Raw genomic sequence first — 25,356 nt, 5'->3', positions numbered from 1 at the left:
GCGGTCTGAGATGGCGCACGGCGAGGTGCTCGGATTCGAGGAGTACGTACGCACTCGGCAGGACGCGCTCCTGCGCAGTGCCCGGCGCCTGGTCCCGGACCCCACGGACGCGCAGGACCTCCTGCAGACCGCGCTGGTGCGCACCTACGGCCGCTGGGACGGCATCGCCGACAAGTCACTGGCCGACGCCTACCTGCGCCGGGTCATGATCAACACCCGTACCGAGTGGTGGCGGGCCCGCAAGCTCGAAGAGGTGCCCACCGAGCAGCTCCCCGACGCCTCCGTCGAGGACGGCTCCGACCAGCGCGCCGACCGTGCCCTCCTCATGGACATCCTCAAGGTTCTTGCGCCCAAGCAGCGCAGCGTCGTCGTGCTGCGACACTGGGAGCAGATGAGCACCGAGGAAACGGCCGCGGCGCTCGGAATGTCGGCGGGAACCGTGAAGAGCACTCTCCACCGCGCGCTGGCCCGCCTCCGGCAGGAGCTGGAGAGCCGGGATCTGGACATGCGCGCGCTGGAGCGCGGTGACCACACCATGCGGTACGAGGGGCGTGAGCGGTGCGCGGCCTGAACGGCCAAGGTTTGTCCGGAGGTTCTCTGGTGCTGATGTCGGCGGGGACGGTCGTCCTCGTCGGCACAGCCGTGTTCGCGGTCGGGTGCGCCACGGGCGGCACCGGCCTGCGCGACGGCGGCCCGGCCCGCACCGATGTCGTGGCCAAGGCCACGCCTTCGGGGCCCACCCCCGAGGAATCCGCGTCGGCCGCGTCCGGCCGGCCGCTGAAGAAGGTCGATCCCGTCGGGCTGCTGATGAAGGACCCCAAGGTCAGCACCGAGGTCAAACGGGACCTCAAGCCCTGCTCCGGCAAGGAGTACCCGGTGGACGTGAGCTACGGGAGGATCACCGGGGGGCCGGTCGTGGACATCGTGGTGAACGTCCTGTCCTGCGCCGATGCCCTGGGCCGCGGTACCTACGTGTACCGGTCGGACGGAGCCGCGTACGAGAATGTGTTCTCGGACGAACAGCCACCCGTCTACTCGGAGATCGACCGGGGGGACCTGGTGGTCACGAAGCAGGTCTACGGAAAGAGCGACGCGCTCGCCTATCCGTCGGGCGAGGACGTGATCACCTACCGCTGGAACGGGGAGAAGTTCACCGAGCAGGACCGAGTTCACTCGGAGTACAGCAACGTGGTCGACGGCGGTGTCCAGCCCGCCCCGGTCACGAGTCAGAAGAACTGAGCACAGAAGAACCGAGGCGAGGCTGCCGCATGGCCGAGACCCATGTCCTGTTCGTGGAGGACGACGACGTCATCCGTGAGGCCACGACCCTGGCGCTGGAGCGCGACGGGTTCGTGGTCACGGCCATGCCCGACGGCCTGTCCGGGCTGGAGTCCTTCCGTGCGAACCGGCCCGACATCGCCCTGCTTGACGTGATGGTCCCGGGCATGGACGGCGTGAGCCTGTGCCGCCGCATCCGCGACGAGTCCACCGTCCCGGTGATCATGCTCTCCGCGCGCGCCGACTCCATCGACGTGGTGCTGGGACTGGAGGCGGGTGCCGACGACTACGTCACCAAGCCCTTCGACGGATCCGTGCTCGTGGCCCGGATCCGCGCGGTGCTGCGCCGCTTCGACCACTCCGGCGGCCCGCAGAACGGGGCGGCGAACGGGGCCGGCAACGGCTCGGACGCCGAGCGCGGGGTGCTGTCCTTCGGCGACCTGGAGGTGGACACCGAGGGCATGGAGGTCCGCCGGGCGGGTGCCGCCGTGGCCCTGACTCCGACCGAGATGCGGCTGCTGCTGGAGTTCTCCTCCGCACCCGGCACCGTGCTGTCGCGCGACCGCCTGCTGGAGCGGGTCTGGGACTACGACTGGGGCGGCGACACCCGCGTCGTGGACGTGCACGTCCAGCGGCTGCGCACCAAGATCGGCCAGGACCGGATCGAGACGGTCCGGGGCTTCGGATACAAGCTCAAGGCATGAGACGGTTCACCTTCCGCACGGGGATCCGCTGGAAGATCACAGTTGCCATCGCCTCCGTGGGCGTCCTCGTCACGATCGCGCTGAGCCTGGTGGTGCACAGTGCTGCCCGCGTGTCGATGCTGGAGAGCGCCCGCGAAGTGCAGCTGGAGCGCGTGCAGTTCATCTCGCGCAACGCCGACGCCGGGCGCAAGCCGCCCATGGGGGCCAAGCTCAACGATCCCGAACTGCCCGCCGAACTGCGGCACAAGGCGCAGTCGGGCCGGCGCGGTACCTACATCCAGGAACGGCCGGGCGGGGGGCTGCCCGAGGTGTGGGCCGCCGTACCGCTCGGCAACGGGATGGTGCTGTCGCTGCACACGCCGTTCCGGGAGAGCGCCAATCTGCTCCCCGACCTGGACCGGGCCCTGTTCATCGGCGGGCTGTCCGCCGTGATCGGCGGCTCGGCGCTCGGCGTGCTCATCGGCGGGCAGATCTCGCGCCGGCTGCGCAAGGCCGCGGCCGCCTCGCAGCGGGTGGCGCACGGCGACCCCGACGTGCGCGTACGGGACGCGGTCGGTGGTGTCGTCCGCGACGAGACGGACGACCTCGCGCGGGCCGTGGACGCCATGGCCGACGCGCTCCAGCAGCGGCTGGAGGCCGAACGGCGGGTGACCGCGGACATCGCGCACGAACTGAGGACTCCGGTGACGGGCCTGCTCACGGCAGCGGAACTGCTGCCTCCGGGGCGGCCGACGGAGCTGGTGCGCGACCGCGCCCAGGCCCTGCGCGCGCTGGTCGAGGACGTACTGGAGGTGGCCCGGCTGGACAGCGCTTCGGAGCGGGCGGAGCTCCAGGACGTGGCTCTGGGCGAGTTCGTGAGCCGGCGGGTGGCGTCGCTGATGCCGGAGGCGACCGTACGCGTCGTCGCGGACGAGATCGTCAGCACCGACCCGCGCCGCCTGGAGCGGATCCTGGGGAACCTGCTGGCCAATGCCGCGCGGTACGGGCAGCCGCCGATCCAGGTCGACGTCGAGGGCCGGGTCGTACGGGTCCGGGACCACGGGCCGGGCTTCCCCGAGGCGCTGCTGCGCGAGGGGCCGAGCCGCTTCAGGACCGGGTCCTCGGACCGCGCGGGTGTGGGGCACGGGCTGGGGCTGACCATCGCGGAGGGCCAGGCGCGGGTGCTGGGCGCCCGGCTGACCTTCCGTAACGTGGCCGCCCGGGGCGGCTCGGACCGTGAGGGCGCGGCGGCGGGTGCGGTGGCGGTCCTGTGGCTGCCCGAGCACGCACCGACGGCGACGGGCAGCTTCCCGATCCTCGAACTGCCGCAGGGCTGAACCGGGGCGGGACGGGCAGGTCGGGCGGGACGGGTACCGGGCCGTATCCGCCCGGGAGTCCGTGACTTAGCATCCGTGGCATGACCGACGGTACGAATCCCCCGAGCCACCCGCAGCCCGAGCCCGCCCCCGGGAGCGGCGGATACGGGTTCCCGCCGGGACCGCCCGCGCAGGGCGGCTACGGCTACCCGACCCCGTCCGCCGGCTACGGCTACCCCCAGCCGGGGCAGCATCCGAACCCGTACCAGCAGGACCCGGCGGGTGGTTACGCGCAGGACCCGGCGGGTGGTTACGCACAGGACGCGGCAGGCGGATACGCACAGGACCCGGCGGGCGGATACGCGCAGGACGCGGCGGGCGGTCAGTGGCCGCCGGCCGCCCCGGCCCAGCCGGGCTTCACGAAGCTGGCCGGTCCGGACCTGCCCGGCGGGTCGTCGCAGCAGCCGGACTGGGAGGCCATGGCCGACCGCTCCGCGGCCGAGCGGCGCAGGAAGCGGCTGTGGATGCTGGGCGGCGGGGTGACCGTGCTCGCGCTGCTGGCCGGCGGTGGAACGTTCTTCCTGCTGGGCGGCGACGAGGGCGGACAGGACGCCCAGCCCTCGAACTCGGCCTCCGCCTCGCCCGAGCCGGAGGGCTCGAAGGGGCCCGCCGCCTACACCGCGACCGTCGCCGGTGACGACACCCTCCTGCGGGACAGCTACGGCAGCATGGGCATCCGGCTCGGCCCCGACCTCAAGGTCGGCCCGCTGGGCAAGCGCTTCCAGGTCATAGGCAAGGGCAACGGGAACTCGTGGGGGCAGTCCGCCGAGCCGGTCGTGGACGTGACCAAGAGCTTCACCGTCACGGCGCGCGCCTACAACTCCGCCACCAAGGGCTCGCGGATCGTCATGAGCCAGGGCGACGGGGAGTCGTTCTCCTTCGAGCTGGGTGTGAACGAGGTGAACGGCAAGCAGGCCTGGATCTTCCGCGTGCAGACGGGCGACAAGGGCGCCGCGGCCACCACGCGGACGGTCACCGCGGAGGGGCTCAGCATGGTGAAGACGCCCACGCTGCTGATGGCCACCTACGACGCCGAGAAGAAGGCCATCGCGCTCTACGTGGACGGCAAGAAGGCCGGCGAGACCCCGGTGCCGCCGATCTGGCAGGCCCCCGGTCCGCTCCAGCTCGGCCGGTCCAAGCACCACAACATCTGGACCGGTCCGTGGCAGGGCGCCATGCACAGCATCAAGACGTACGACATGGCCTTCACGGAGGACCAGGCCGCCCGCTACAAGGAGGGGAAGCTCGACCCATCGCCGAAGCCGACCCATGCCTGGCTGCTCACCTGATCGGTGAGCAGGGCGGGTCGGCCGGTACGACGGGTGCGGCGGGTGCCGCGGGCGGGACGGGTCAGACGGTGACGCCGTTGGTGCGCAGGAAGGCGACCGGGTTGACGGCCGAGCCGTAGTTCGGGGTGGTGCGGATCTCGAAGTGCAGGTGCGGGCCGCTGGAGTTGCCGGTGTTGCCCGACAGGGCGATCCGCTGCGAGGCGTTGACCTTCTGGCCGATCTTGACCTGGATCTTCGAGAGGTGCGCGTACTGCGAGTACGTGGCGTTCGCGTGCTTGATCACGATGGCGTTGCCGTACGCGGGGCCGTCGCCGCCGCCGTTCGGGCCCGCCTTGACGACGACGCCGGCGGCCGCGGCCTTGACCGGGGTGCCGACCGGGACGGCGAAGTCCTGGCCGGAGTGCTTGTGGGACCACATGTTGCCGCCCTTGCCGAAGGTCGCGGACAGCGTGTACTTCTCCAGCGGCTTGTCCCAGAGACCGGTCTTCGAGGCGCCCGCGGCACCGGCGGCGCCGGCGGCCTTGGCGGCGGGGGCGGTCTGCGGGGCGTCTGCGAACGCGGCGGTCGTGCCCGCCCCGAGGGCCAGCACGGCACCGAGAGCGGTGGTGCCGACAGCGATACGGGTACGACGGGTGTAGACGCGCTTCGCGAACATGTGCAGACCTCCGGGGCCGGGGACAAGGGGGGTTTCACACCTGTGTGAGGCATGAAGTGACCCGGCACGATCGAGCGAGTGCCGGGCTGGCTCAACCTTGGTAACCCGCGGCCCGGGACTTCCCCAAATGTCCCGATTACTAGCGGAACTCGTAGCGGCACCCGTGTGACGCGCCCCGTTGACGGCCCCTTTCCAGGGACGAAGGTCTCGTGACGGGGCCTTTTCGATCTACGAAACGACCTAGTACGTCCGTTTTGTCTTGTGCGGCTTGTCACCGGCCCCCACCCCCCTCTGAGGCCCAGGTCACTAAGCTCCGACGTCGTGGACGCATCGGTGGTGGGGATCCGGCTGGCCTCGGGGGTCGTGGCACCCCTCGTCAGGAAGCTCTTCCGGCAGGAGGGGGCGGGCGCGGGGCTGGTGGACCGGCCGCACCGCATCTCCTCCTACGTGGGCTGGCGCGAGAAACGCGGTCTCGACGCCGCCGACCTGCGCAAACTCGCCGATCGCCTGGTGAAGGAGGCATTAGGGGCCCCCGGCGAACGCCCGCTGCCGCCCGGCGAGGAGGCGGGCGTGTCCGCCGCCCTCGCCGCCACCCTGCACGCGCTGGGCGACCTCGCCCTCTCCGATCTGGAGGCCGTCCGCCTCGGCCCGCAGGCCTTCGCCCGCAGGCTCCGGGCCGCCGCACCGCACCCCGGTCTCTCCCGGGACGCCGAACTCTTCCACCACCGCCTGGTGGACCTGGCCTGCCTGCACATCCTGCACTTCTTCACCCAGCGCTCCGCCTTCGTGGCGGCGACCCTGGTCGAACAGAGCCGGCTGCACGCCGAGACCATCGCCAAGGTGGACGAGCTGCTGACCCGCGTCCCCCGCCAGGACGGCCGGGACACCGCCTTCGAGGCCCGCTACCTGGAGTACCTGGCCCGGCGCCACAGCACCCTCACCATCTTCGGCCTGGACCTGGCCCCGGGCTCCTCGCGCTGGCCGCTGGACGCGGCGTACGTGAGCCTGGAGGTCTCCGCCGCCCCCGGAGCCGAGGCCGGGGCCGGGGTGGGCGAACTCCCCGCCCCCTACTCCCTGCCCACCGACCGGCTCCTCGACGAGCACCACCGCGTCCTGCTGCGCGGCGAGGCCGGATCCGGCAAGACCACCCTCATCCAGTGGCTGGCCGTCTCCGTCGCCCGGGCCCCCGGCGCGGGGACCGTCCCGTTCGTCCTGCCGCTGCGCACCCTGACCCGGCACGGCGAACGGCTGCCCGCACCCCGCGAGTTCCTGGCCGGCTCCCCGCTGGCCGGGGAGGCTCCCGAAGGCTGGGAGGGGCGGGTCCTGCGCGACGGCCGCGCCCTGCTGCTGGTCGACGGCATCGACGAGATCCCGGCCGCCGAACGCGATCGGGCCCGGGACTGGCTGACCGCCCTGATCACCGCCTACCCCGACAACCGCTGGCTGGTCACCTCCCGGCCCTCGGCGGTCCGCCCGGGCTGGCTCCGGGACGAGGACTTCACCGAGGTGACCCTGGCCCCGATGACCCGCGCGAACGTCCGGGCCTTCGTCGAACGCTGGCACTCGGCCGCCGACCACGCCCCGCCGGAGTACCGGGAACAGCTGCTGGACGCCGTCGCCAGGAAGCCGGACCTGGCCAGGCTGGCCACCAATCCGCTGCTGTGCGGGATGATCTGCGCCCTGCACCGGGAACGTCGCGGCTTCCTCCCCACGGGCCGCAAGGAGCTGTACGCGGCCGCCCTGTCCATGCTGCTGCACCGCCGCGACCGCGAGCGGGGCCTGCGGCTACCGGACCTGGCCGAGGAACCCCAGCTCCAGCTGCTCCAGCGGCTCGCGTACTGGCTGATCCGCAACGGCCGCACGGAGATGGACCGTTCCCGGGCCGAAGCGCTGATCGCGGACGCGCTGCCCGCCGTGCCGGCCGCCCGGGTCCTCGGTGACGCTCCGGAGGTGTTCGCGCACTTCCTGGAGCGCACCGGCCTGCTGCGGGCACCGACGGAGGACACCGTCGAGTTCGTCCACCGCACTTTCCAGGACTTCCTCGGGGCGCGGGCCGCCCTGGACGAGGGCGGCCTCGGCGAGCTCACCGGTCATGCGGAGGACGACCAGTGGGAGGACGTCATCCGCATGGCGGTGGCCCAAGGCCGCCCGCGCGAGCGCACCGAGATCATCCGGGGCCTGCTCGACCGTGGCCCCGACCGGTCCGTGCTCCTGGCCTACGCCTCCCTCCAGTACGCGGCGGAACTCACCCCCGCGCTGCGCGCCGAGGCCGAGGCCGCGGTACGGCACCTGCTGCCGCCCCGGAACATCGACCAGGCCCAGGAGCTGGGCCGGACCGGACCGCTCGTACTGGAGCTGCTGGCCGACCCTGCCGAGGCGAGCGAGGAGGAGGCCCTGATGGCCGTCGCCGCGGCCGGCGAGACCCTCTCGGACTTGGCCGTCCCCTACCTGGCGGGCTTCCGCGAGACGCGGTCGCCCGCGGTCCACCACGCCTTGGTCTCGCTGTGGGGCCGCTTCGACGCCCGGGAGTACGCCCGGGAAGTGATCGAACACCTCCGCCACGATCCGCACGCCCTGCAGATCCTGCGCGACGGCCAGGCGGACGCCCTGCACGCGTTCAGGCGGCCGCCGGGGCTCGTCGTGCGCGGTGGGGTGTCCGTCCGCGCCCTGTCCGCGCTGTGCTCCCGCGTACAGGTGGCGAGTCTGAGCCTCCTCGAGCTCGAAGATCTCGCCGACCTGGACTTCCTGCGGGGGCAGGAGGCGCTCGAAGTGCTGGAGGTCAACCGGTGCCACGGGCTCACCGACGTGACGGCCCTCCACGGCCTGCCGATACGAGTCGCCCGCCTGAGCATGTCCGTGCCGGGACTGCACGGGGCCATCGCGAGCTGGTCTCGTCTGCGGTCACTGGAGTTGTACTCGCCGTACCCCTGGTCGGCCCGCGACCTCGCGCCCGGAGCGGAGCTCGAATCCCTGATCCTGAACACCGCCTCGGTACGGATGGAGGGCCTGGGCCGGCATACGGGGCTGCGCATCCTGAACCTCGGCCACTACTGGCGGCCCACCGGCCCGGCGGACTGGGCCGAGCTGTCCCGGCTGGACCGGCTGGAGGAGCTGGCCGTGCCGGACGAGGCCCTGCCGAGCCTGGTCGAGCACCTACGGCTGCCGTCGCTGCGGACCCTGCGGCTGTACGGGGACGAGCAGATGGCGCCCGGCCTGGCGGAGCGGCTGGCCCGGCGCCTTCCCGAGACCGAGGTCGAGTCCTTCTACACGGTGTACGAGCAGTGACCCGGAGACGGGAAAAGGGGCGGCCCCGGGACTTTTCAGTCCCGGGGCCGCCCCTTTGGCACTCAGCCGCGCTTACGCGCCCTTCGACAGGTCCGGGCCGGAGCCCGTGGCCTCGATCGGGGGGAGGTCGGGCAGGGCCGACTTCTCCTCGCCGCGGAAGGTGAACTTGGCGTCCTCGCCCTCACCCTCCTTGCCGACGACCACGATGTGACCGGGACGCAGCTCGCCGAAGAGGATCTTCTCCGACAGGACGTCCTCGATCTCGCGCTGGATGGTCCGGCGCAGCGGCCGGGCACCCAGGATCGGGTCGTAGCCGCGCTTGGCGAGCAGGAGCTTCGCGTCGCCGCTCAGCTCGATGCCCATGTCGCGGTCCTTCAGGCGCTCGTCGACCTTGGCGATCATGAGGTCGACGATCTGGATGATGTCTTCCTCGGTGAGCTGGTGGAAGACGACCGTGTCGTCGACACGGTTGAGGAACTCGGGCCGGAAGTGCTGCTTGAGCTCTTCGTTGACCTTCGCCTTCATCCGCTCGTAGCCGGTCTTCGTGTCTCCCTGCGCCGCGAAGCCCAGGTTGAAGCCCTTCGAGATGTCCCGGGTACCCAGGTTGGTCGTCATGATGATGACCGTGTTCTTGAAGTCCACGACCCGGCCCTGGGAGTCGGTCAGGCGACCGTCCTCCAGGATCTGGAGAAGGGAATTGAAGATATCCGGGTGGGCCTTCTCGACCTCGTCGAAGAGGACGACGGAGAACGGCTTGCGGCGCACCTTCTCGGTGAGCTGGCCGCCCTCTTCGTAGCCCACGTAGCCGGGGGGCGAACCGAAGAGGCGGGAAACCGTGTGCTTCTCGCTGAACTCCGACATGTCGAGGGAGATCAGTGCGTCCTCGTCGCCGAAGAGGAATTCGGCGAGCGTCTTGGAGAGCTCGGTCTTACCGACACCGGACGGGCCGGCGAAGATGAACGAGCCACCCGGGCGCTTCGGGTCCTTCAGACCCGCACGGGTCCGGCGGATCGCCTGGGAGAGCGCCTTGATGGCGTCCTTCTGGCCGATGACCCGTCGGTGGAGCTCGTCCTCCATGCGGAGCAGTCGCGAGGACTCCTCCTCGGTGAGCTTGAAGACGGGAATGCCGGTCGCGGTCGCGAGGACTTCGGCGATCAGCTCGCCGTCGACCTCGGCGACGACGTCCATGTCGCCGGCCTTCCATTCCTTCTCGCGCTTGGTCTTCGCCGCCAGCAGCTGCTTCTCCTTGTCACGGAGAGACGCCGCCTTCTCGAAGTCCTGGGAGTCGATGGCCGACTCCTTGTCGCGGCGCACGCCCGCGATCTTCTCGTCGAACTCGCGGAGGTCCGGCGGCGCGGTCATCCGGCGGATGCGCATCCGGGAGCCGGCCTCGTCGATCAGGTCGATCGCCTTGTCCGGGAGGAAGCGGTCCGAGATGTACCGGTCCGCCAGCGTCGCCGCCTGGACGAGGGCCTCGTCCGTGATGGAGACGCGGTGGTGGGCCTCGTAGCGGTCGCGCAGGCCCTTGAGGATCTCGATCGTGTGGGGGAGGGAAGGCTCCGCCACCTGGATCGGCTGGAAGCGGCGCTCGAGGGCCGCGTCCTTCTCGAGGTGCTTGCGGTACTCGTCGAGCGTCGTGGCACCGATGGTCTGGAGCTCACCACGGGCCAGCATGGGCTTGAGGATGCTGGCGGCGTCGATCGCGCCCTCGGCGGCGCCCGCACCCACGAGGGTGTGGAGCTCGTCGATGAACAGGATGATGTCGCCGCGGGTGCGGATCTCCTTGAGCACCTTCTTCAGGCGCTCCTCGAAGTCACCGCGGTAGCGGGAACCCGCGACCAGGGCGCCGAGGTCAAGCGTGTAGAGGTGCTTGTCCTTGAGCGTCTCGGGAACCTCGCCCTTGACGATCGCCTGGGCCAGGCCCTCGACGACGGCGGTCTTGCCGACGCCGGGCTCGCCGATGAGGACCGGGTTGTTCTTCGTACGGCGGGACAGCACCTGCATGACCCGCTCGATCTCCTTCTCGCGCCCGATGACCGGGTCGAGCTTGGATTCGCGGGCCGCCTGGGTGAGGTTGCGGCCGAACTGGTCCAGGACGAGCGAGGTCGAGGGCGTGCCCTCGGCCGGGCCGCCGGCCGTGGCCGACTCCTTGCCTCCACCGGTGTAGCCGGAGAGCAGCTGGATGACCTGCTGCCGGACTCGGTTGAGATCGGCGCCCAGCTTCACGAGGACCTGGGCGGCGACGCCCTCGCCCTCGCGGATCAGGCCGAGCAGGATGTGCTCGGTGCCGATGTAGTTGTGGCCGAGCTGGAGGGCCTCTCGGAGCGAAAGCTCCAGGACCTTCTTCGCCCGCGGGGTGAAGGGGATGTGGCCGGACGGGGCCTGCTGCCCCTGACCGATGATCTCCTCAACCTGCTGGCGAACAGCCTCGAGCGAAATCCCGAGGCTCTCCAGGGCCTTAGCGGCGACACCCTCACCCTCGTGGATCAAGCCCAGGAGGATGTGCTCGGTGCCGATGTAGTTGTGGTTGAGCATCCGGGCTTCTTCCTGAGCCAGGACGACAACCCGCCGCGCGCGGTCGGTGAACCTCTCGAACATCGTTTATCGCTCCTCAGAGCGGTCGGGCAGTTCGGGGTCGGTCCCCGCCCTGTCCTTCCGCATGCTAGTCCCGTGGGGCGGGACAGCTCATTCCAACTGCCGACATCCGTCCGCGGCTCACCCCTGCATCAGCGGGAAAACCGGCCCGAAGAGCCGACAACTGCTCCAACTCGATGGTGCGAGACGATGTTCCCGCAGGCCAGGCAGATACCCGTCATGCGTGTACGCCGACGGCGAACGGATGCCCGTCAAATCAGCGTGTCGCCCCGATCCACTAGGAATGTCTTACCCGTAAGGACTGACACTCCATGCCGGTGCCACCGGTTCCCTCCGCTAAGGGCGAACACAGTTGCGCCTCGAATGCGGGCTCCTCACTCCACGGATGTTTACGTTCCGCATGGTGGTGAGTGCGGTGTGTCACGGCGAGCGTAACCCCGGGGCGTTTCGGAAGTTGCTCCGGACATGGCCGTGACCCGCCCGCCGCTCGCCCCGCCGCCCCGCCCGGCGCCCGAGGAGGACGCGTACGCCTCCTGGTACCGGAGAGTGCCCGGCTGGACCGTCCTGGGCGGGCCGCCCGCCCAGCTCGCGACCGGGATCCGGTTCGACGTGCTGGAGCTGCCGTCCGACGCCGGGGCCGCGCTGCTGCGCAGGCCGGTCGCCACGGGTCCGGTGGCCCTGATGGGGCGCCGGATGCGGTTCCTGGTGGCCGCGGGGAGCGCAGAGGAGCTGGACGGACTGCTCGACTGGCTTGAGTGGGGCGGGGTCGCCCTCGATCTCGCCGCCCTGGGTGCGGGTGGCCGGATCACCGCCCCGGTGCCGCCGGGGCATTCCGTACGGGACGGGAGTCCCCGGGGGGCCGCCGTGTGGCTACGGCCCCCCGAGCAGGGGTGCGAGGCACTTCTGCCTGCCCTGTCCGGTCCCGGACAGGGCGCCGGTCCCGGGCGGGTGGGCGCCGGGCCCGATCTCGTGCGCCTGGTCTCCGCGGCGGCGACGGAATGTCACCGCGCGCGGCTCCGGCGCCGTACGCCCCCGCGGAGCGCCGTGGCCGGGCCTCCCTCGCGGGCCGGCCGGGTCAGTCCCTGACGGTCAGCCCCGGTTCTCGTAGGCGTCGCGGATGTCCTGCGGTACGCGACCGCGGTCGTTGACGCTGAGGCCCTGGGACTTCGCCCAGGCGCGGATCTCCGCGGTGTCCGGGTTGCCGGACGCCACGGCCGCACGGCCCTTGGCGCGGCCGGTGGACGCGCGGCCACCGGTACGCCGGCCGCCCTTGGTGTACGGGTCGAGCAGACCGCGGAGCTTTTCAGCGTTGGCGGTGGTGAGGTCGATCTCGTAGGTCTTGCCATCCAGAGCGAACGTCACCGTCTCGTCCGCCTCGCCGCCGTCGAGGTCGTCGACAAGAAGGACCTGAACCTTCTGTGCCACCGGGATTTCCTTTCATCGAAAAGCAGTACGCGGAAAGGAAACCGCTTTTGCCTGGAAAACACAAACCCCCGGTGAGAGGTTCGAGACCGCAACAGGGCGGGAAACGTACGCGATTCGGACATAGGCCACGGGCGCGCGGAGCGCCGGAAAAGCTGAGGCCATCGATCAGAGGTGCAGAAGCATCCGACTGTTGCCCAAGGTGTTCGGCTTCACTCGTTCGAGACCGAGGAACTCGGCGACACCCTCGTCATAGGAACGCAGCAGCTCCATGTAGACATCGGTCTTGACGGGGGTCTCACCGATCTCGACGAAGCCGTGCTTCGCGAAGAACTCGACTTCGAAGGTGAGGCAGAAAACGCGGCTCACCCCGAGGGTGCGGGCGGTACGCAACAACTGCTCCAGCACCTGATGCCCGACTCCGGCCCCCTTCAAGCCCCGGTCGACGGCAAGAGTGCGAACTTCGGCAAGGTCTTCCCACATCACGTGGAGAGCGCCGCAGCCGACGACCTGGCCGTCGGACTCGCGTTCCGCGACCCAGAACTCCTGGATGTCCTCGTAAAGGACGACCGGAGCTTTGTCGAGCAGGATCCGCTGCTGCACGTACTGGTCGAGGAGGCGGCGGAGCGCGGGAACATCACGCGTCCGGGCACGGCGGATCGTCACTGTTTCTGCATGTGCAGTGGAAAACTCTCCCATGGCTGCGGACGTTATCGCCCCGGCTCCTGCGTGCGCTCGGCGGACTCCCCCTCGGCCACGGGCGCAGCGGGGGGTTCGGGGGCGGCGTCGGTGCCCGACTCGTCGTCGTACTGGACGACCCGCACGGCGTCCCGGAGGGCTTCCCGCTGTTCCGCGGACATCATGCCGAAGAAGGCCACGAGGGCGGCCGCGGGGTTGTCGCTCGTCGACCAGGCCTCGTTCATCAGTGCGGCCGAGTAGGCGGCGCGGGTGGAGACCGCCGTATATCGATAGGCGCGGCCTTCGGCTTCCCGGCGGACCCAGCCCTTCTGATGGAGATTGTCCATAACGGTCATGACCGTGGTGTACGCGATGGACCGTTCCTGCTGGAGGTCTTCCAGTACTTCGCGCACGGTGACCGGGCGGTTCCACTGCCACACCCGTGTCATGACGGCGTCTTCGAGTTCTCCCAGGGGGCGAGGCACACCAGCACGATAGTGCGGCTTGTGCTGAATTGCCCGACTATTCGCTCGGCAACGCGCAAGAAAATCGGGCGCGCGGCCGGTGGGGCCGCGCGCCCTGGAGGTTACTTGTGCTGCTGCTGGGTGGCCTCGGCCCGGGCGAGCACGGCGTCGACCGCCGCGTCCTCCTTGGCCTTGTTGGAACCGCCCTGGCTCTTCACGATCGTCATGACGAGAGCGATGAAGAACACGGCCATCACGAAGGGGGGCACGAGCGCGGAGACATAGTCCATGCCCCACAGCGTAGCTACCCGGCGGCCAGCCCGGCCGCGGGGGGCGGGCCGGGCTTGCGGCGCGGCGGGAACACCTCACCGGGGGTCGGAATCGGCCGCTCCGGGCGCGGCGGCTCCTTGGGGTGCGGCGCCGGGCGGGCCGGCGGCTCGTCCTTCTCCTTGCCGCCGGCCAGGGCCAGCAGCCGGGTCCGGGGCGCGGGGGCGGTCGACAGCCGCCTGCGTACGGAGCGCTCGGAGACCGTCCGGACCCGTTCCAGCAGCGCGGCGGCGACCGGATTGGCGCGCAGCGCGCGCAGGGCGGCGAGGTCGTCGGGCTCCGGTTCGTACCCGGCGGCCAGGGCGTCCTGCAGCAGCTCCAGGTAGCCGGAGAGACTGCCGGGCAGGGCGTCGCGGTAGCGGGCGAGGTCGGCGAGGAGGAACGCTCTGAGCCGGCCCGCCTCCTGGACCGCTTCGTCCACCGACCGCGCGAGGCGCAGGCAGTCCTGGACCTCCTCGGCCGCCAGGGGGGCCGAGGAGGACTGAAGGGCGTGGGCGAGGAGGCGCCTGAGCAGGTGCAGCTCAGCGGCGCTGAACGCCATGCCGCCGCGGGATCCGTAGGGCGTGGGCATGGGGCCGAAGGTACGCGCTAATCGGACAAAATCCCCTGATCGCGGGCGCGGCGCGCTCGGCGGGTCCCTCAGCCGGTCTCTTTGACCGCCCGCAGGAAGTCGGCCCAGGCGGCCTGCGTGGTGGCGAGCACGAGGTGGGCGGGGTCGGCCCGGTCGGCGACCCTGACGAGGGCTCCGGGGGCGGTGGCGACGTAAACGCAGGCGTCGCCCTCGCTGCAGAACGAGGACTTCCGCCACACGGGTTGAGTGGTCATGGTGTCTCCTCCGGGCACGGTGGCCGGTAATTGCCGTCAATGACGGTAACGCCGTGGCCGGTCCACGCCGCTGTCTTTCGGGAATTCGGTGTTTCGCCGCTTCCCTCCCGGGGGGGCGGGGTACCGCTGCGCGGCGCCCCTCCCCGCCCGCCCTTTCGCCGTTTCCCGGGGCTCCGCCCCGGACCCCGCGCCTCGAACTCCCCCGGCCCCCGCCGGGAGGTGCCCCCTGGCGGGCCTAGGCCGTCTCTTTCGGATCTTGTCGGCCGGGCCCGCGGCGTCCGGTGCCGTACCCGGCAAGGCGGAGGTGCGCACCGTGTACCGGACGTACTCGGGCGCCCCGACAACGCGGCCGGGTGCGGTGCCGGGCGTCGCGGGCCCGGCAAGATCCGAAAGAGACGGCCTAGATCCGCGCCACGAAGGCCGAGACCGCCTCGTGGACGTCGGATTCCGTCCAGGACAGGCCCGGCTGCGTGATTTCCAGTTCCGTCACCGCGAGGCCCGGCGGGCCGTCGGCGGACCAGCGGCGGAAGAGGACCGTGCCCGTCTCCTCGGCCTGCCGCAGGCCCGCCTGCGTCAGCCGGTCCGCCTCGTACGGCAGCCACACCTGGAACTGGTGGGTGTGCGGCTCCTCCGGGTTGATCCGGGCCCACGGGACCCCCGAGTCCGCGAACGCCGAGCGCAGCGCGGCGGCCACCATCCGCGCCTGGACCACGTACGACGGCAGCCGGGGCAGTTCCCGTTCCAGTCCGGCCAGCGCCGAGAGGGCCTGCGGGAACTGCCGGAAGATCTGGCCGCCGTAGCGGTGCCGCCAGACCCGGGTCTCCTCCACGAATTCCCGCGGCCCCGCCAGGGCCGCACCGCTGAGGCCGCCGAGCGATTTGTAGAAGGAGACGTAGACGGAGTCCGCGAGGCCCGCGATCTCGGGCAGGGTGCGGCCGAAGTGGACGGTGGACTCCCACAGCCGGGCCCCGTCGAAGTGGATGACCGCGTCCCGCTCCCGGGCCGCTTCGGTGAGCGCCTCCAGCTCCTCCCAGGTGGGCAGCAGGAAGCCCGCCTCCCGCAGGGGCAGCTCCACCATCAGCGTGCCGAAGGGCTCCCGGAGCGCCTCCACGTCCGCGGCCGACGGCGGGCGGGCCTCGGTGGTCGGGTGCGCCACCCGCAGCCCGGAGACGGCCGACAGGGCGTCCCCCTCCCACCGCTCGGGGTGGCTCATCGGGTGCAGGGCCACCACCGGGTTCCCGGTCCGGCCCGCCCAGCACCGCAGCGCGATCTGCTGGGCCATCGTGCCGGTGGGGAAGAACGCCGCGTCCTCGGTCCCCAGCAGCTCGGCGACCTTGCCCTCCAGCGCGGTGACCACCCCGTCGCCGTAGACGTCGGCCGGCCCGTCCATGTCGTAGGGGGCTTGGGCGAGGGAGCCGAGCAGCTCCCCCACGGTGGGCTCCAGCAGGCTGCGGGACAGCCTCCGCTCCGCCCCGCGCCAGGCCGCGACCAGCCGCTTCGTACGTTCGGTGTCCTCGCTGTCATCGCTCATGGGGAAAGATCCTCGCTCCTGTCGCCGCCGACCGGCCAACTGCCCCAGGAGCTAGCATGGCGGCGTATCGTCCGGTACCCCCGCGGACTGGAACGGAAGGGCCCTCCCCGCGTGAATCCATCACAGCAGCCACGCCCTGCCCGGCTCGCCGTCGGCGTCGTCGGAGCCGGCCGCGTCGGTCCCGCGCTGGCGTGTGCGCTCCAGCAGGCCGGACACCGGCCCGTCGCCGTCTCCGGAGTCTCCGACTCGTCCGTGCGCCGGGCCGCGCGGATGCTGCCCGACGTGCCGCTCGTGCCGCCGGCGCAGGTGCTGGAACTGGCCGACCTGGTGCTCCTGACCGTCCCCGACGACGCGCTGCCGTCCCTCGTGGAGGGCCTCGCCGAGACCGGCGCGGTCCGGCCCGGACAGCTCCTGGTGCACACCTCCGGCCGGTACGGGACCTCCGTGCTGGACCCCGCGCGCCGCGCGGGCGCCCTGCCGCTGGCCCTGCACCCGGCGATGACCTTCACCGGCACGGAGGTCGACGTGCAGCGGCTCGCCGGCTGCTCCTTCGGGGTCACCGCCCCCGAGGAGCTGCGCCTGGCCGCCGAGGCCCTGGTCATCGAGATGGGCGGGGAGCCCGAGTGGATCGCGGAGGAGAGCCGTCCGCTCTACCACGCGGCCCTGGCCCTCGGCGCGAACCACCTGGTCACGCTGGTCGCCCAGTCGATGGAGCTGCTGGCGAAGGCCGGGGTGGAGCACCCGGACCGGATGCTGGGCCCGCTGCTCGGCGCGGCCCTCGACAACGCCCTGCGCTCCGGGGACGCCGCCCTGACCGGGCCGGTGGCCCGCGGGGACGCCGGTACGGTCGCCGCGCACGTGTCGGAGCTGCGCACGCACGCTCCCGCCGCGGTCGCCGGGTACCTGGCGATGGCCCGCACGACCGCCGACCGGGCCCTCGCGCACGGTCTGCTCAAGCCCGAACTCGCCGAGGACCTGCTCGGTGTGCTCGCCGACACGGAGTCCGACGGGGGCGACCGGTGACCGACCTGCTGCTGCACACCGCGGAGGAGCTGCACAAGCTGTCGCGCACCGGCCGCCGGGCCGTGGTGATGACCATGGGCGCCCTGCACGAGGGCCACGCCACCTTGATCCGCACGGCTCGCGAGCTGGCCGGACCCGAGGGGCAGGTCGTGGTCACCGTCTTCGTCAACCCCCTGCAGTTCGGGGCGGGCGAGGACCTCGACCGCTATCCCCGCACCCTCGACGCGGACCTGGCGATCGCCGAAGGGGCGGGTGCCGACGCGGTGTTCGCGCCGGCGGTCGACGAGGTCTACCCGGGCGGCGACCCGCAGGTACGGATCACCGCCGGTCCGATGGGCGAGCGCCTCGAAGGGGCCACCCGTCCCGGGCACTTCGACGGCATGCTGACCGTCGTCGCCAAGCTGCTCCACCTCACCCGCCCCGACCTGGCCCTCTTCGGCCAGAAGGACGCGCAGCAACTGGCCCTGATCCGGCGGATGGTGACCGACCTGAACTTCCCCGTCGAGGTGGTCGGCGTACCGACCGTCCGCGAGGAGGACGGGCTCGCGCTGTCGTCCCGCAACCGCTACCTCTCCGCCGCGGAACGGCACACCGCCCTGGCGCTGTCGCGCGCCCTGTTCGCCGGCCGCGACCGGCTCGCCGCGCAGGCGGCGCTGCGCGCCCGTGCCGAGGCCGCCCCGGCCAGCGACGAGCGGGCCACCGCCCTGGCCCGCCTCGGCGAGATCCGCGCCTCCGCGGACGCGCACGCCGTCTCGGCGGCCGGCGCCGGGCTGCCGGACGCCGTACGGGCCGCCGCGCTGCACGTCCTGGACGAGGCGGGCCGCCACGAGCCGCCGCTCGTGCTGGACTACCTGGCGCTGGTGGACCCGCTGGACTTCACCGAGACCGGTCAGGACTTCACCGGGCAGGCCGTTCTGGCCGTCGCCGCGAAGGTGGGCTCGACCCGGCTGATCGACAACATCCCATTGGAATTCGGAGCACACTCGTGAGTACACCGGGCAGAGGCATCCCGTCGGGCGGGGCAGGCGCAGGCACCGGCATACGGCTGCACGCGCCGGCCCCCGGCTGGTCCCTCGACGCCGACGTCGTGGTCGTCGGCTCCGGCGTGGCGGGCCTGACGGCCGCGCTGCGCTGCGCCGCGGGGGGCCGCCGTACCGTCGTGGTCACCAAGGCCCGGCTCGACGACGGCTCCACCCGCTGGGCCCAGGGCGGTATCGCCGCGGCCCTGGGCGAGGGCGACACCCCCGAGCAGCACCTCGAAGACACCCTGGTCGCCGGTGCGGGCCTGTGCGACGAGGAGGCCGTCCGGCTGCTCGTCACGGAGGGCCCCGGCGCGGTACGGCGGCTGATGGCCGCCGGCGCGGTCTTCGACACCTCCACGGAGACCGGGGAGATAGAACTGACCCGCGAGGGCGGGCACCACCGCCGCCGCATCGCGCACGCGGGCGGCGACGCCACCGGCGCCGAGATCTCGCGGGCGCTCGTCGAGGCCGTCCAGGCCGCGGGCATCGAGACCGTGGAGAACGCCCTCGTACTGGACCTGCTGCAGGACGCGCAGGGCCGTACGGCCGGTGTCACCCTGCACGTCATGGGCGAGGGCCAGCACGACGGGGTGGGCGCCGTGCACGCGCCCGCCGTGATCCTCGCGACCGGCGGCATGGGTCAGGTCTTCTCCGCGACGACCAACCCGTCGGTGTCCACCGGTGACGGCGTGGCGCTCGCGCTGCGGGCCGGCGCCGAGGTCTCCGACCTCGAATTCGTGCAGTTCCACCCGACGGTGCTGTTCCTCGGCCCGGACGCCGAGGGACAGCAGCCGCTGGTGTCGGAGGCGGTCCGGGGCGAGGGCGCGTACCTGGTCGACGCGGACGGCGTGCGCTTCATGCAGGGGCAGCACGAGCTGGCCGAGCTGGCGCCGCGCGACATCGTCGCCAAGGGCATCATGCGCCGCATGCAGGAGCAGGGCGCGCAGCACATGTACCTCGACGCCCGGCACTTCGGCGCGCGGATGTGGGAGCAGCGCTTCCCGACCATCCTGGCCGCCTGCCGTTCCCACGGCATCGACCCGGTGACCGAGCCGATCCCGGTGGCGCCCGCCGCGCACTACGCGTCCGGCGGTGTCCGCACCGACCTGCACGGGCGGACCACCGTGCCCGGCCTGTACGCCTGCGGCGAGGTCGCCTGCACCGGTGTGCACGGCGCGAACCGGCTGGCCTCCAACTCCCTGCTGGAGGGTCTGGTCTTCGCCGAGCGGATCGCCGAGGACATCGTCGCCGAGCGGCCCGCCGGCAGCGGCCCGGGCATACCGGTCCCGGCGACCGGCCCGCTGCAGCCCGGCCCGGCCCGGTTCGAGGTCCAGCGGATCATGACCGAGGGCGCGGGCGTGCTGCGCTCCGCCGCCTCGCTCAGTGCCGCGGCCGACGCCCTCGAAGCGCTGTACGCAACCGCCCTGAACGACCTCGAAGCGCACGGCAAGACCGCCGAGCCGGGCGTGGACACCTGGGAGGCCACGAACCTGCTGTGCGTGGCGCGGGTCCTGGTCGCCGCGGCGCAGCAGCGCGTGGAGACCCGCGGCTGCCACTGGCGCGAGGACCACCCCGAGCGGGACGATGCCCACTGGCGCCGCCATCTCGTCGTCCGGCTCTCGGCGACCGAGAAGCGCGCCCTGGTCGTCGTACCCACCGACTCCGCGGACTTCCCGTCCGTGCACCCCCTGAGCACCCCGAGCCTGGAGCAGTGACCGTGAGCACCCCCGAACTTCCCCTGATCGACCAGAACGACGGCGGCTGCGGCGACGACTGCGCCTGCGGCGACGGCGAGGAGAGCGGTCTGGACCCGGCGCTGGCGCAGCTGCTCGCCGACGCCGGGCTGGACCCGATCGAGGTCGAGGACATCGCGCACATGGCGCTGTCCGAGGACCTGGACGGCGGCGTGGACGTGACGACGGTGGCGACCGTGCCGGAGGAGGCCGAGGCCGTCGCCGACTTCGTCGCGCGCGAGGACGGTGTCGTGGCCGGTCTGCGGATCGCCGAGGCCGTGTTCTCCGTGGTCTGCACGGAGGCCTTCGAGGTGGAGCGGCACGCGGAGGACGGCGACGCCGTCACGGCCGGGCAGCTGCTGCTTTCGGTGCGCTCGCGCACCCGTGACCTGCTGACCGCGGAGCGCAGCGCGCTGAACATCCTGTGCCGGCTGTCGGGCATCGCGACGGCCACCCGCCGCTGGGCCGACGTGCTGGAGGGCACCTCGGCGAAGGTCCGCGACACCCGCAAGACCACGCCGGGCCTGCGCTCGCTGGAGAAGTACGCGGTGCGCTGCGGCGGTGGCGTCAACCACCGGATGTCGCTGTCGGACGCGGCGCTGGTCAAGGACAACCACGTGGTGGCGGCGGGCGGGGTCGCGCAGGCCTTCAAGGCCGTGCGCGAGGCCTTCCCGGAGGTCCCGATCGAGGTCGAGGTCGACACGCTGGAGCAGATCGGCGAGGTCCTGGAGGCCGGCGCCGACCTGATCCTGCTGGACAACTTCACGGTCGGGCAGACCGCCGAGGCCGTGGCCCTGGTGGCCGGCCGCGCGGTGCTGGAGTCCTCGGGCCGCCTCACCCTGGACACCGCCCGGGCGTACGCGGAGACGGGCGTGGACTACCTGGCGGTCGGCGCGCTGACCCACTCCTCGCCGATCCTGGACATCGGGCTCGATCTGCGCGAGGCGGTGTAACCCGTGCTCCTCACCATCGACGTGGGCAATACCCACACGGTCCTGGGCCTGTTCGACGGTGACGAGATCGTCGAGCACTGGCGCATCTCGACCGACCCGCAGCGCACGGCCGACGAGATGGCCGTGCTGATGCAGGGGCTGATGGGCATGCACCCGATGCTCGGCAGCGAGCTGGGCGACGGGATCCACGGCATCGCGATCTGCTCGGCGGTGCCGTCGGTCCTGCACGAGCTCCGCGAGGTGACCCGCCGCTACTACGGCGACGTGCCCGCGGTGATCGTGGAGCCGGGCACCAAGACGGGCGTGCCGATCCTCATGGACAACCCGAAGGAGGTCGGCGCGGACCGCATCGTGAACGCGGTCGCGGTGGTCGAGCTCTACGGTGGCCCGGCGATCGTGGTCGACCTCGGTACGGCGACCACCTTCGACGCGGTGTCCGCGAAGGGCGAGTACGTGGGCGGGGTGATCTCCCCGGGCATCGAGATCTCGATGGACGCCCTCGGCGTACGGGGGGCCCAGCTGCGGAAGATCGAGCTGGCGCGGCCGCGCAACGTGATCGGGAAGTCCACGGTCGAGGCGATGCAGTCGGGCGTGGTCTACGGCTTCGCGGGGCAGGTCGACGGGGTGGTGACCCGGATGGCGAAGGAGCTGGCCGGACCGCACGGCGACCCGGACGACGTGCGGGTCATCGCCACGGGCGGGCTGGCTCCGATGGTGCTGGGCGAGTCCTCGGTGATCGACGACCACGAGCCGTGGCTGACGCTGATCGGGCTGCGACTGGTGTACGAGCGCAACGCGCCGAAGTTCGGGTAGTACGGGCGGCGGGGTCCCGGGCCGGACCGGGCTCGGGGCCTCGCCGGATCAGCACGCGCGCGGGCGGACGAATATCCGGCGCAGGGCCGCGCGCCAGGGGTGGCGGCCCGGTCTGCCGTCCAGGACGGCGCGGGCCTGTTCGTACGAGCGGAGCGAGCGCAGGACGGCGACGTCGTCGCGCCCGGGCGGCGGGGGCATCGGGGCGCCCTGCTGGGAGGCCCGGTAGGTGTCGATCATGTACTGCTCGATTGCGGTCATGACCCAAGCCTCACCCCGTCGGCGGCATCGCGCACGACAGTTGACGTTCCCCGTCAATCGACGGCGCGAAAGCGCCCCCGCGGCCATAAACGATCACTCGTCCGGCGGCCGCGCCGGGCCGTCCGCGGCCACCCGTACGGCGGGCCGGGGAGGCCCGCCCCGGCGTGCCCGGAGTGCGCGGAACGACAGAATGGCCTGATGAGCGTCACGATCGACATCGCAGGCCTGCCCACCGAGCGGATCACTTTCGCGCCGTCCCCGCTCGCCGAGCTCTGCATGGCCCTGCACGCGCTCTCCCAGCCCGCGCACCACCCCGGGCTGGCCTCCTGGACCACCGCCACCACCGCCTCGCTCGATCCGTGCCTCGCGGACCGGCTGCTGGAGGCCGACTTCATGTGGCGGAGCTCGTTCTCCGACATCTTCATGCCCTTCGCCGGGGTGCCCGGCGGAACCGGCCGGCCGGCCGCGACGCTGGCCGAGGCGCTGGACGTGCTCGACCGGCTGGACGACGAGCGGTTCGTGCGGGCCGCGCTGGAGCAGTGCTGGCTGGCGCTGTACAACGAGGGCGGCCCGGCCTCCTCGCCGCTGGCGAACCCGGCCGCGCGGGCCAAGGCGCTGGAGACGGCCGCCGCCCGCGGCCCGCGCCAGCTGGACTTCTCGATGCGGCTGCTCGACGACACGGCCGCCGTGCGGGTGTGGGTGCGGCGCCTGCTGGAGGACTGCGACGAGGCCTTCTTCGCCGAGACGTGGAAGCGGGTCGAGCCCGGGCAGAGCGCCGACGCCCGGCACAAGACGGAGGTGCTGCGCCGCAAGGGGCTGCCGGCCGTGCTGAAGGAGGTCTCGGCGGCGCTGAGCGTCGACGCGGGCGGCACCACCATCACCGCGGACAAGATGGTCCACGGGTCGACGACCGCGACCGATCCCCGAATAGGCGCCGGTCTGGTCTTCGTGCCGACCAACTTCGGCTGGCCGCATCTGCTGGTGCTGCACGCGCCGGGCTGGCGGCCGGTGGTCCACTATCCGCTCGGCTCCCCCGAGCTGGCCTCCGAGCCCGGCTCGGTGGAGCTGCTCCAGCGGCGGATGGAGGCGCTGGCGCATCCGATGCGGATGATGCTGTGCCGGAGCCTGGCCCGGGCCCCGTTCACGACGAGCGAGCTGGCGACCGTGTACGGGATCACCGCGCCGGAGGTGTCGCGGCACCTGGCCGTCCTGAAGAAGGCCGGCCTGATGCACACGCGGCGTCAGGGCCGGTACGCCCAGCACCAGTTGGACCTTCCGGCGGTCGCCCGCATCGGATCGGACTTCATCGAGGGCATCCTCCGCTAGGGCCAACAGGAGTCCGGTTGGCTTGATTTGGGCGGCCCAGAGTCACCGATATACGGAATTCATAAACCGGAATCGGCGAAAACTCTGGCCAGGATGGCCACTTGCTGTCTAACGTGCGTCCACCGATCCCCCACGTAACGCGCACCACTTCTGCTCACGCGCTCCGCCACGCTCCGCCCCGCTGTGCCCTGCTCCGCCCTGCCCTGCTCGCCTTGCCGTGGAAGGACCTTCATGCCCTCACGCCGTATAGCCGCAGCAACCGCCGCCCTGGCAGCCGCAGCCCTCGTCTCACCACTGCTGCTGGCCGGACCGGCCGGAGCCACCGGAAGCCCGCAGAGCGACGCCGCCCGGGGTGACGCGCTCGCCAAGAAGCTGGTCAAGGAAGCGACCGGCAAGGGCGCCTACAACCACCTCAAGGTCCTGCAGTCGCTCGCCGACTACAACAACGGCAACCGCGCGGCCGGGTCCAAGGGGCACGTGCAGTCGGCCAAGTACATCGAGGCCGTGATGAAGGCGGCCGGCTACAAGGTCACCAAGAACGAGTTCGACTTCGTGTACGTCGAGACCATCGAGGAGAAGCTGACGGTGGGCGGCGCGAACCAGCGCGACGTACCGATCCACCTGATGTCGTACACGGCGAACAGCCCGGAGGGCGGTGTGACCGCCGGCGTCGCCGTCGCCCCGGTCGACGCGGACGGGACGAACGGCTGCGAGCCCGGCGACTTCGCCTCCGGCACCTTCACCGGCAAGATCGCCCTGATCAAGCGCGGCGGCTGCACCTTCGCGGCGAAGCAGGCCAACGCGGCGGCGGCCGGCGCGGTCGGCGCGGTCATCTACAACAACACCGCGGGCGCCCTCAACGGAACCCTCGGCGACCCGAACGCCGGCAAGATCCCGACGGGCGGCATCACCCAGGAGGACGGCGAGAAGCTCGCCGCCGAGGCCGCGGCCGGCCCGGTCCAGGTCACCCTCGACATCCGGCAGCTGCGCGAGAACCGCAAGACGTACAACGTCATCGCCGAGACCAAGGGCGGCGACGAGAACAACACCGTCTTCCTCGGCTCGCACCTCGACTCGGTCGCGGCCGGCCCGGGCATCAACGACAACGGTTCCGGCTCGGCCGGCATCCTTCAGGTCGCGCAGCGCCTCGCGAGCAGCCAGACCAAGATCAAGAACAAGGTCAAGTTCGCCTGGTGGTCGGCGGAGGAGTTCGGGCTGCTCGGCTCCGAGGCGTACGTCGCCGGGCTGACGGACGCACAGAAGAAGCAGATCAAGCTCTACCTGAACTTCGACATGATCGCCTCGCCGAACGCCGCGTACTTCGTCTACGACGGCGACGACTCGGACGCGACCGGCGCGGGCCCCGGCCCGGAGGGCTCCGCCCAGCTGGAGAAGGGCATCACCGACTTCCTCGACTCGAAGAAGATCCCGCACGAGGGCACGGACTTCTCGGGCCGCTCGGACTACGGCCCGTTCATCGAGGTGGGCATCCCGTCCGGCGGCACCTTCACCGGCGCCGAGGGCATCAAGACCCCGGAGCAGGCGGCGAAGTTCGGCGGCCAGGCGGGTGTCGCCTACGACGTGAACTACCACGGCAAGGGTGACGACATCACCAACATCGACCAGAAGGCGCTCGACATCAACGTCGACGTCATCGCGGACGCGGTCGGCCACTACGCCTTCGACCTGGCCCCGCTGTCGAAGCCGGTCGTCTCGCAGCCGACGGGCGGCACGGGCAGCGGCGGCGGCCTGCACCAGGGCCACGACGAGCTGACGCAGTAGGCACGCGCGCAGCCGAACAGGAGGGCCGGGATCCAGTG

General features: G+C 71.7%; 24 protein-coding genes. 14 read left to right on the top strand and 10 right to left on the bottom strand.

Annotated elements, in window-relative coordinates; genetic code table 11:
- The first annotated feature begins 10 nt into the window (after positions 1-10).
- The 5 genes from ACXNSR_RS21995 (at position 11) to ACXNSR_RS21975 (ending at position 4,626) form a co-directional block, all read left to right on the top strand.
- Positions 11-571 (top strand): SigE family RNA polymerase sigma factor, encoded by a 561-nt coding sequence (locus tag ACXNSR_RS21995; RefSeq protein WP_030010715.1) that lies wholly within the window; start codon positions 11-13, stop codon positions 569-571.
- 35 nt (positions 572-606) lie between these two features.
- Positions 607-1,239, top strand: coding sequence for a hypothetical protein (locus tag ACXNSR_RS21990; protein ID WP_458643357.1), 633 nt, complete (start codon positions 607-609; stop codon positions 1,237-1,239).
- A 29-nt stretch (positions 1,240-1,268) separates the two neighbouring features.
- A complete protein-coding gene (gene cseB, locus ACXNSR_RS21985) occupies positions 1,269-1,982 on the top strand; it encodes a two-component system response regulator CseB (protein ID WP_458637239.1) in 714 nt (237 codons plus the stop codon).
- On the top strand, positions 1,979-3,298 hold the full coding sequence (gene cseC, locus ACXNSR_RS21980; RefSeq protein ID WP_458637238.1) for a two-component system sensor histidine kinase CseC: 1,320 nt from the start codon (positions 1,979-1,981) through the stop codon (positions 3,296-3,298). The genes cseB and cseC overlap by 4 nt, the downstream gene beginning before the upstream one ends.
- An 80-nt stretch (positions 3,299-3,378) precedes the next feature.
- Positions 3,379-4,626: a LamG-like jellyroll fold domain-containing protein gene (locus tag ACXNSR_RS21975; protein WP_458637237.1), complete on the top strand. Its 1,248-nt coding sequence runs from the start codon at positions 3,379-3,381 to the stop codon at positions 4,624-4,626.
- Between the two features lie 61 nt (positions 4,627-4,687).
- Here the strand turns inward: ACXNSR_RS21975 and ACXNSR_RS21970 are convergent, their stop codons facing one another.
- Positions 4,688-5,281 carry a M23 family metallopeptidase gene (locus tag ACXNSR_RS21970; RefSeq protein ID WP_458637236.1) on the bottom strand — a complete coding sequence of 198 codons (594 nt, stop codon included), beginning with the start codon at positions 5,279-5,281 and terminating at the stop codon, positions 4,688-4,690.
- Positions 5,282-5,602: 321 nt separating this feature from the next.
- Here ACXNSR_RS21970 and ACXNSR_RS21965 point away from each other — a divergent pair, with 321 nt between their 5' ends.
- Entirely contained in the window at positions 5,603-8,566 is a 2,964-nt protein-coding gene (locus ACXNSR_RS21965; RefSeq protein WP_458637235.1) for an NACHT domain-containing protein, read from the top strand.
- Positions 8,567-8,638: 72 nt separating this feature from the next.
- Here the strand turns inward: ACXNSR_RS21965 and ACXNSR_RS21960 are convergent, their stop codons facing one another.
- A complete protein-coding gene (locus ACXNSR_RS21960; RefSeq protein WP_376112861.1) occupies positions 8,639-11,164 on the bottom strand; it encodes an ATP-dependent Clp protease ATP-binding subunit in 2,526 nt (841 codons plus the stop codon).
- A 462-nt stretch (positions 11,165-11,626) separates the two neighbouring features.
- Here ACXNSR_RS21960 and ACXNSR_RS21955 point away from each other — a divergent pair, with 462 nt between their 5' ends.
- Positions 11,627-12,247, top strand: a complete 621-nt coding sequence (locus ACXNSR_RS21955) for an SCO3374 family protein (protein WP_458637234.1) — start codon at positions 11,627-11,629, stop codon at positions 12,245-12,247.
- 3 nt (positions 12,248-12,250) lie between these two features.
- On the opposite strand, the gene ACXNSR_RS21950 is transcribed toward ACXNSR_RS21955, so the two are convergent.
- From ACXNSR_RS21950 to ACXNSR_RS21920, 7 genes are all read right to left on the bottom strand, one after another.
- Complete coding sequence (locus tag ACXNSR_RS21950; RefSeq protein WP_189744080.1) at positions 12,251-12,586, bottom strand: histone-like nucleoid-structuring protein Lsr2; 336 nt, start codon at positions 12,584-12,586, stop codon at positions 12,251-12,253.
- A gap of 165 nt (positions 12,587-12,751) precedes the next feature.
- Positions 12,752-13,282, bottom strand: a complete 531-nt coding sequence (locus ACXNSR_RS21945) for an amino-acid N-acetyltransferase (RefSeq protein WP_030727070.1) — start codon at positions 13,280-13,282, stop codon at positions 12,752-12,754.
- Positions 13,283-13,293: 11 nt separating this feature from the next.
- Entirely contained in the window at positions 13,294-13,746 is a 453-nt protein-coding gene (locus tag ACXNSR_RS21940; RefSeq protein WP_458637233.1) for a BlaI/MecI/CopY family transcriptional regulator, read from the bottom strand.
- A gap of 101 nt (positions 13,747-13,847) precedes the next feature.
- Positions 13,848-14,015 (bottom strand): hypothetical protein, encoded by a 168-nt coding sequence (locus tag ACXNSR_RS21935; protein WP_458637232.1) that lies wholly within the window; start codon positions 14,013-14,015, stop codon positions 13,848-13,850.
- A 14-nt stretch (positions 14,016-14,029) separates the two neighbouring features.
- Complete coding sequence (locus ACXNSR_RS21930) at positions 14,030-14,623, bottom strand: hypothetical protein (RefSeq protein WP_458637231.1); 594 nt, start codon at positions 14,621-14,623, stop codon at positions 14,030-14,032.
- 68 nt (positions 14,624-14,691) lie between these two features.
- Complete coding sequence (locus ACXNSR_RS21925) at positions 14,692-14,877, bottom strand: DUF397 domain-containing protein (RefSeq protein WP_458637230.1); 186 nt, start codon at positions 14,875-14,877, stop codon at positions 14,692-14,694.
- A 400-nt stretch (positions 14,878-15,277) separates the two neighbouring features.
- Positions 15,278-16,408: a threonine aldolase family protein gene (locus tag ACXNSR_RS21920; protein WP_458637229.1), complete on the bottom strand. Its 1,131-nt coding sequence runs from the start codon at positions 16,406-16,408 to the stop codon at positions 15,278-15,280.
- Between the two features lie 111 nt (positions 16,409-16,519).
- On the opposite strand from ACXNSR_RS21920, the gene ACXNSR_RS21915 reads away from it, so the two are divergent.
- From ACXNSR_RS21915 to ACXNSR_RS21895, 5 genes are read left to right on the top strand one after another with little or no spacing between them, the layout of a single operon-like run.
- Positions 16,520-17,431, top strand: a complete 912-nt coding sequence (locus ACXNSR_RS21915; RefSeq protein WP_458637228.1) for a Rossmann-like and DUF2520 domain-containing protein — start codon at positions 16,520-16,522, stop codon at positions 17,429-17,431.
- Entirely contained in the window at positions 17,428-18,420 is a 993-nt protein-coding gene (panC, locus tag ACXNSR_RS21910; protein WP_458637227.1) for a pantoate--beta-alanine ligase, read from the top strand. The genes ACXNSR_RS21915 and panC overlap by 4 nt, the downstream gene beginning before the upstream one ends.
- A complete protein-coding gene (locus ACXNSR_RS21905) occupies positions 18,417-20,168 on the top strand; it encodes an L-aspartate oxidase (protein WP_458637226.1) in 1,752 nt (583 codons plus the stop codon). The genes panC and ACXNSR_RS21905 overlap by 4 nt, the downstream gene beginning before the upstream one ends.
- Positions 20,169-20,170: 2 nt before the next feature.
- The gene (nadC, locus tag ACXNSR_RS21900) at positions 20,171-21,139 is read left to right on the top strand and encodes a carboxylating nicotinate-nucleotide diphosphorylase (protein WP_458637225.1); all 969 of its coding nucleotides are present in this window, start codon (positions 20,171-20,173) and stop codon (positions 21,137-21,139) included.
- Positions 21,140-21,142: 3 nt separating this feature from the next.
- Positions 21,143-21,952: a type III pantothenate kinase gene (locus tag ACXNSR_RS21895; protein WP_458637224.1), complete on the top strand. Its 810-nt coding sequence runs from the start codon at positions 21,143-21,145 to the stop codon at positions 21,950-21,952.
- Positions 21,953-22,000: 48 nt separating this feature from the next.
- On the opposite strand, the gene ACXNSR_RS21890 is transcribed toward ACXNSR_RS21895, so the two are convergent.
- Positions 22,001-22,210 (bottom strand): hypothetical protein, encoded by a 210-nt coding sequence (locus ACXNSR_RS21890; RefSeq protein WP_458637223.1) that lies wholly within the window; start codon positions 22,208-22,210, stop codon positions 22,001-22,003.
- A gap of 198 nt (positions 22,211-22,408) precedes the next feature.
- Between ACXNSR_RS21890 and ACXNSR_RS21885 the strand changes: the two genes are divergently transcribed.
- Complete coding sequence (locus ACXNSR_RS21885) at positions 22,409-23,536, top strand: DUF5937 family protein (RefSeq protein ID WP_389803467.1); 1,128 nt, start codon at positions 22,409-22,411, stop codon at positions 23,534-23,536.
- 231 nt (positions 23,537-23,767) lie between these two features.
- Complete coding sequence (locus ACXNSR_RS21880) at positions 23,768-25,318, top strand: M28 family metallopeptidase (RefSeq protein ID WP_389803470.1); 1,551 nt, start codon at positions 23,768-23,770, stop codon at positions 25,316-25,318.
- The last annotated feature ends 38 nt before the right edge of the window (positions 25,319-25,356 follow it).

The sequence above is a fragment of the Streptomyces sp. NC-S4 genome (assembly GCF_054353315.1).
The sequence above is the reverse complement of the archived record's forward strand: the minus strand, read 5'-3'. Positions and strand labels throughout refer to the sequence as shown.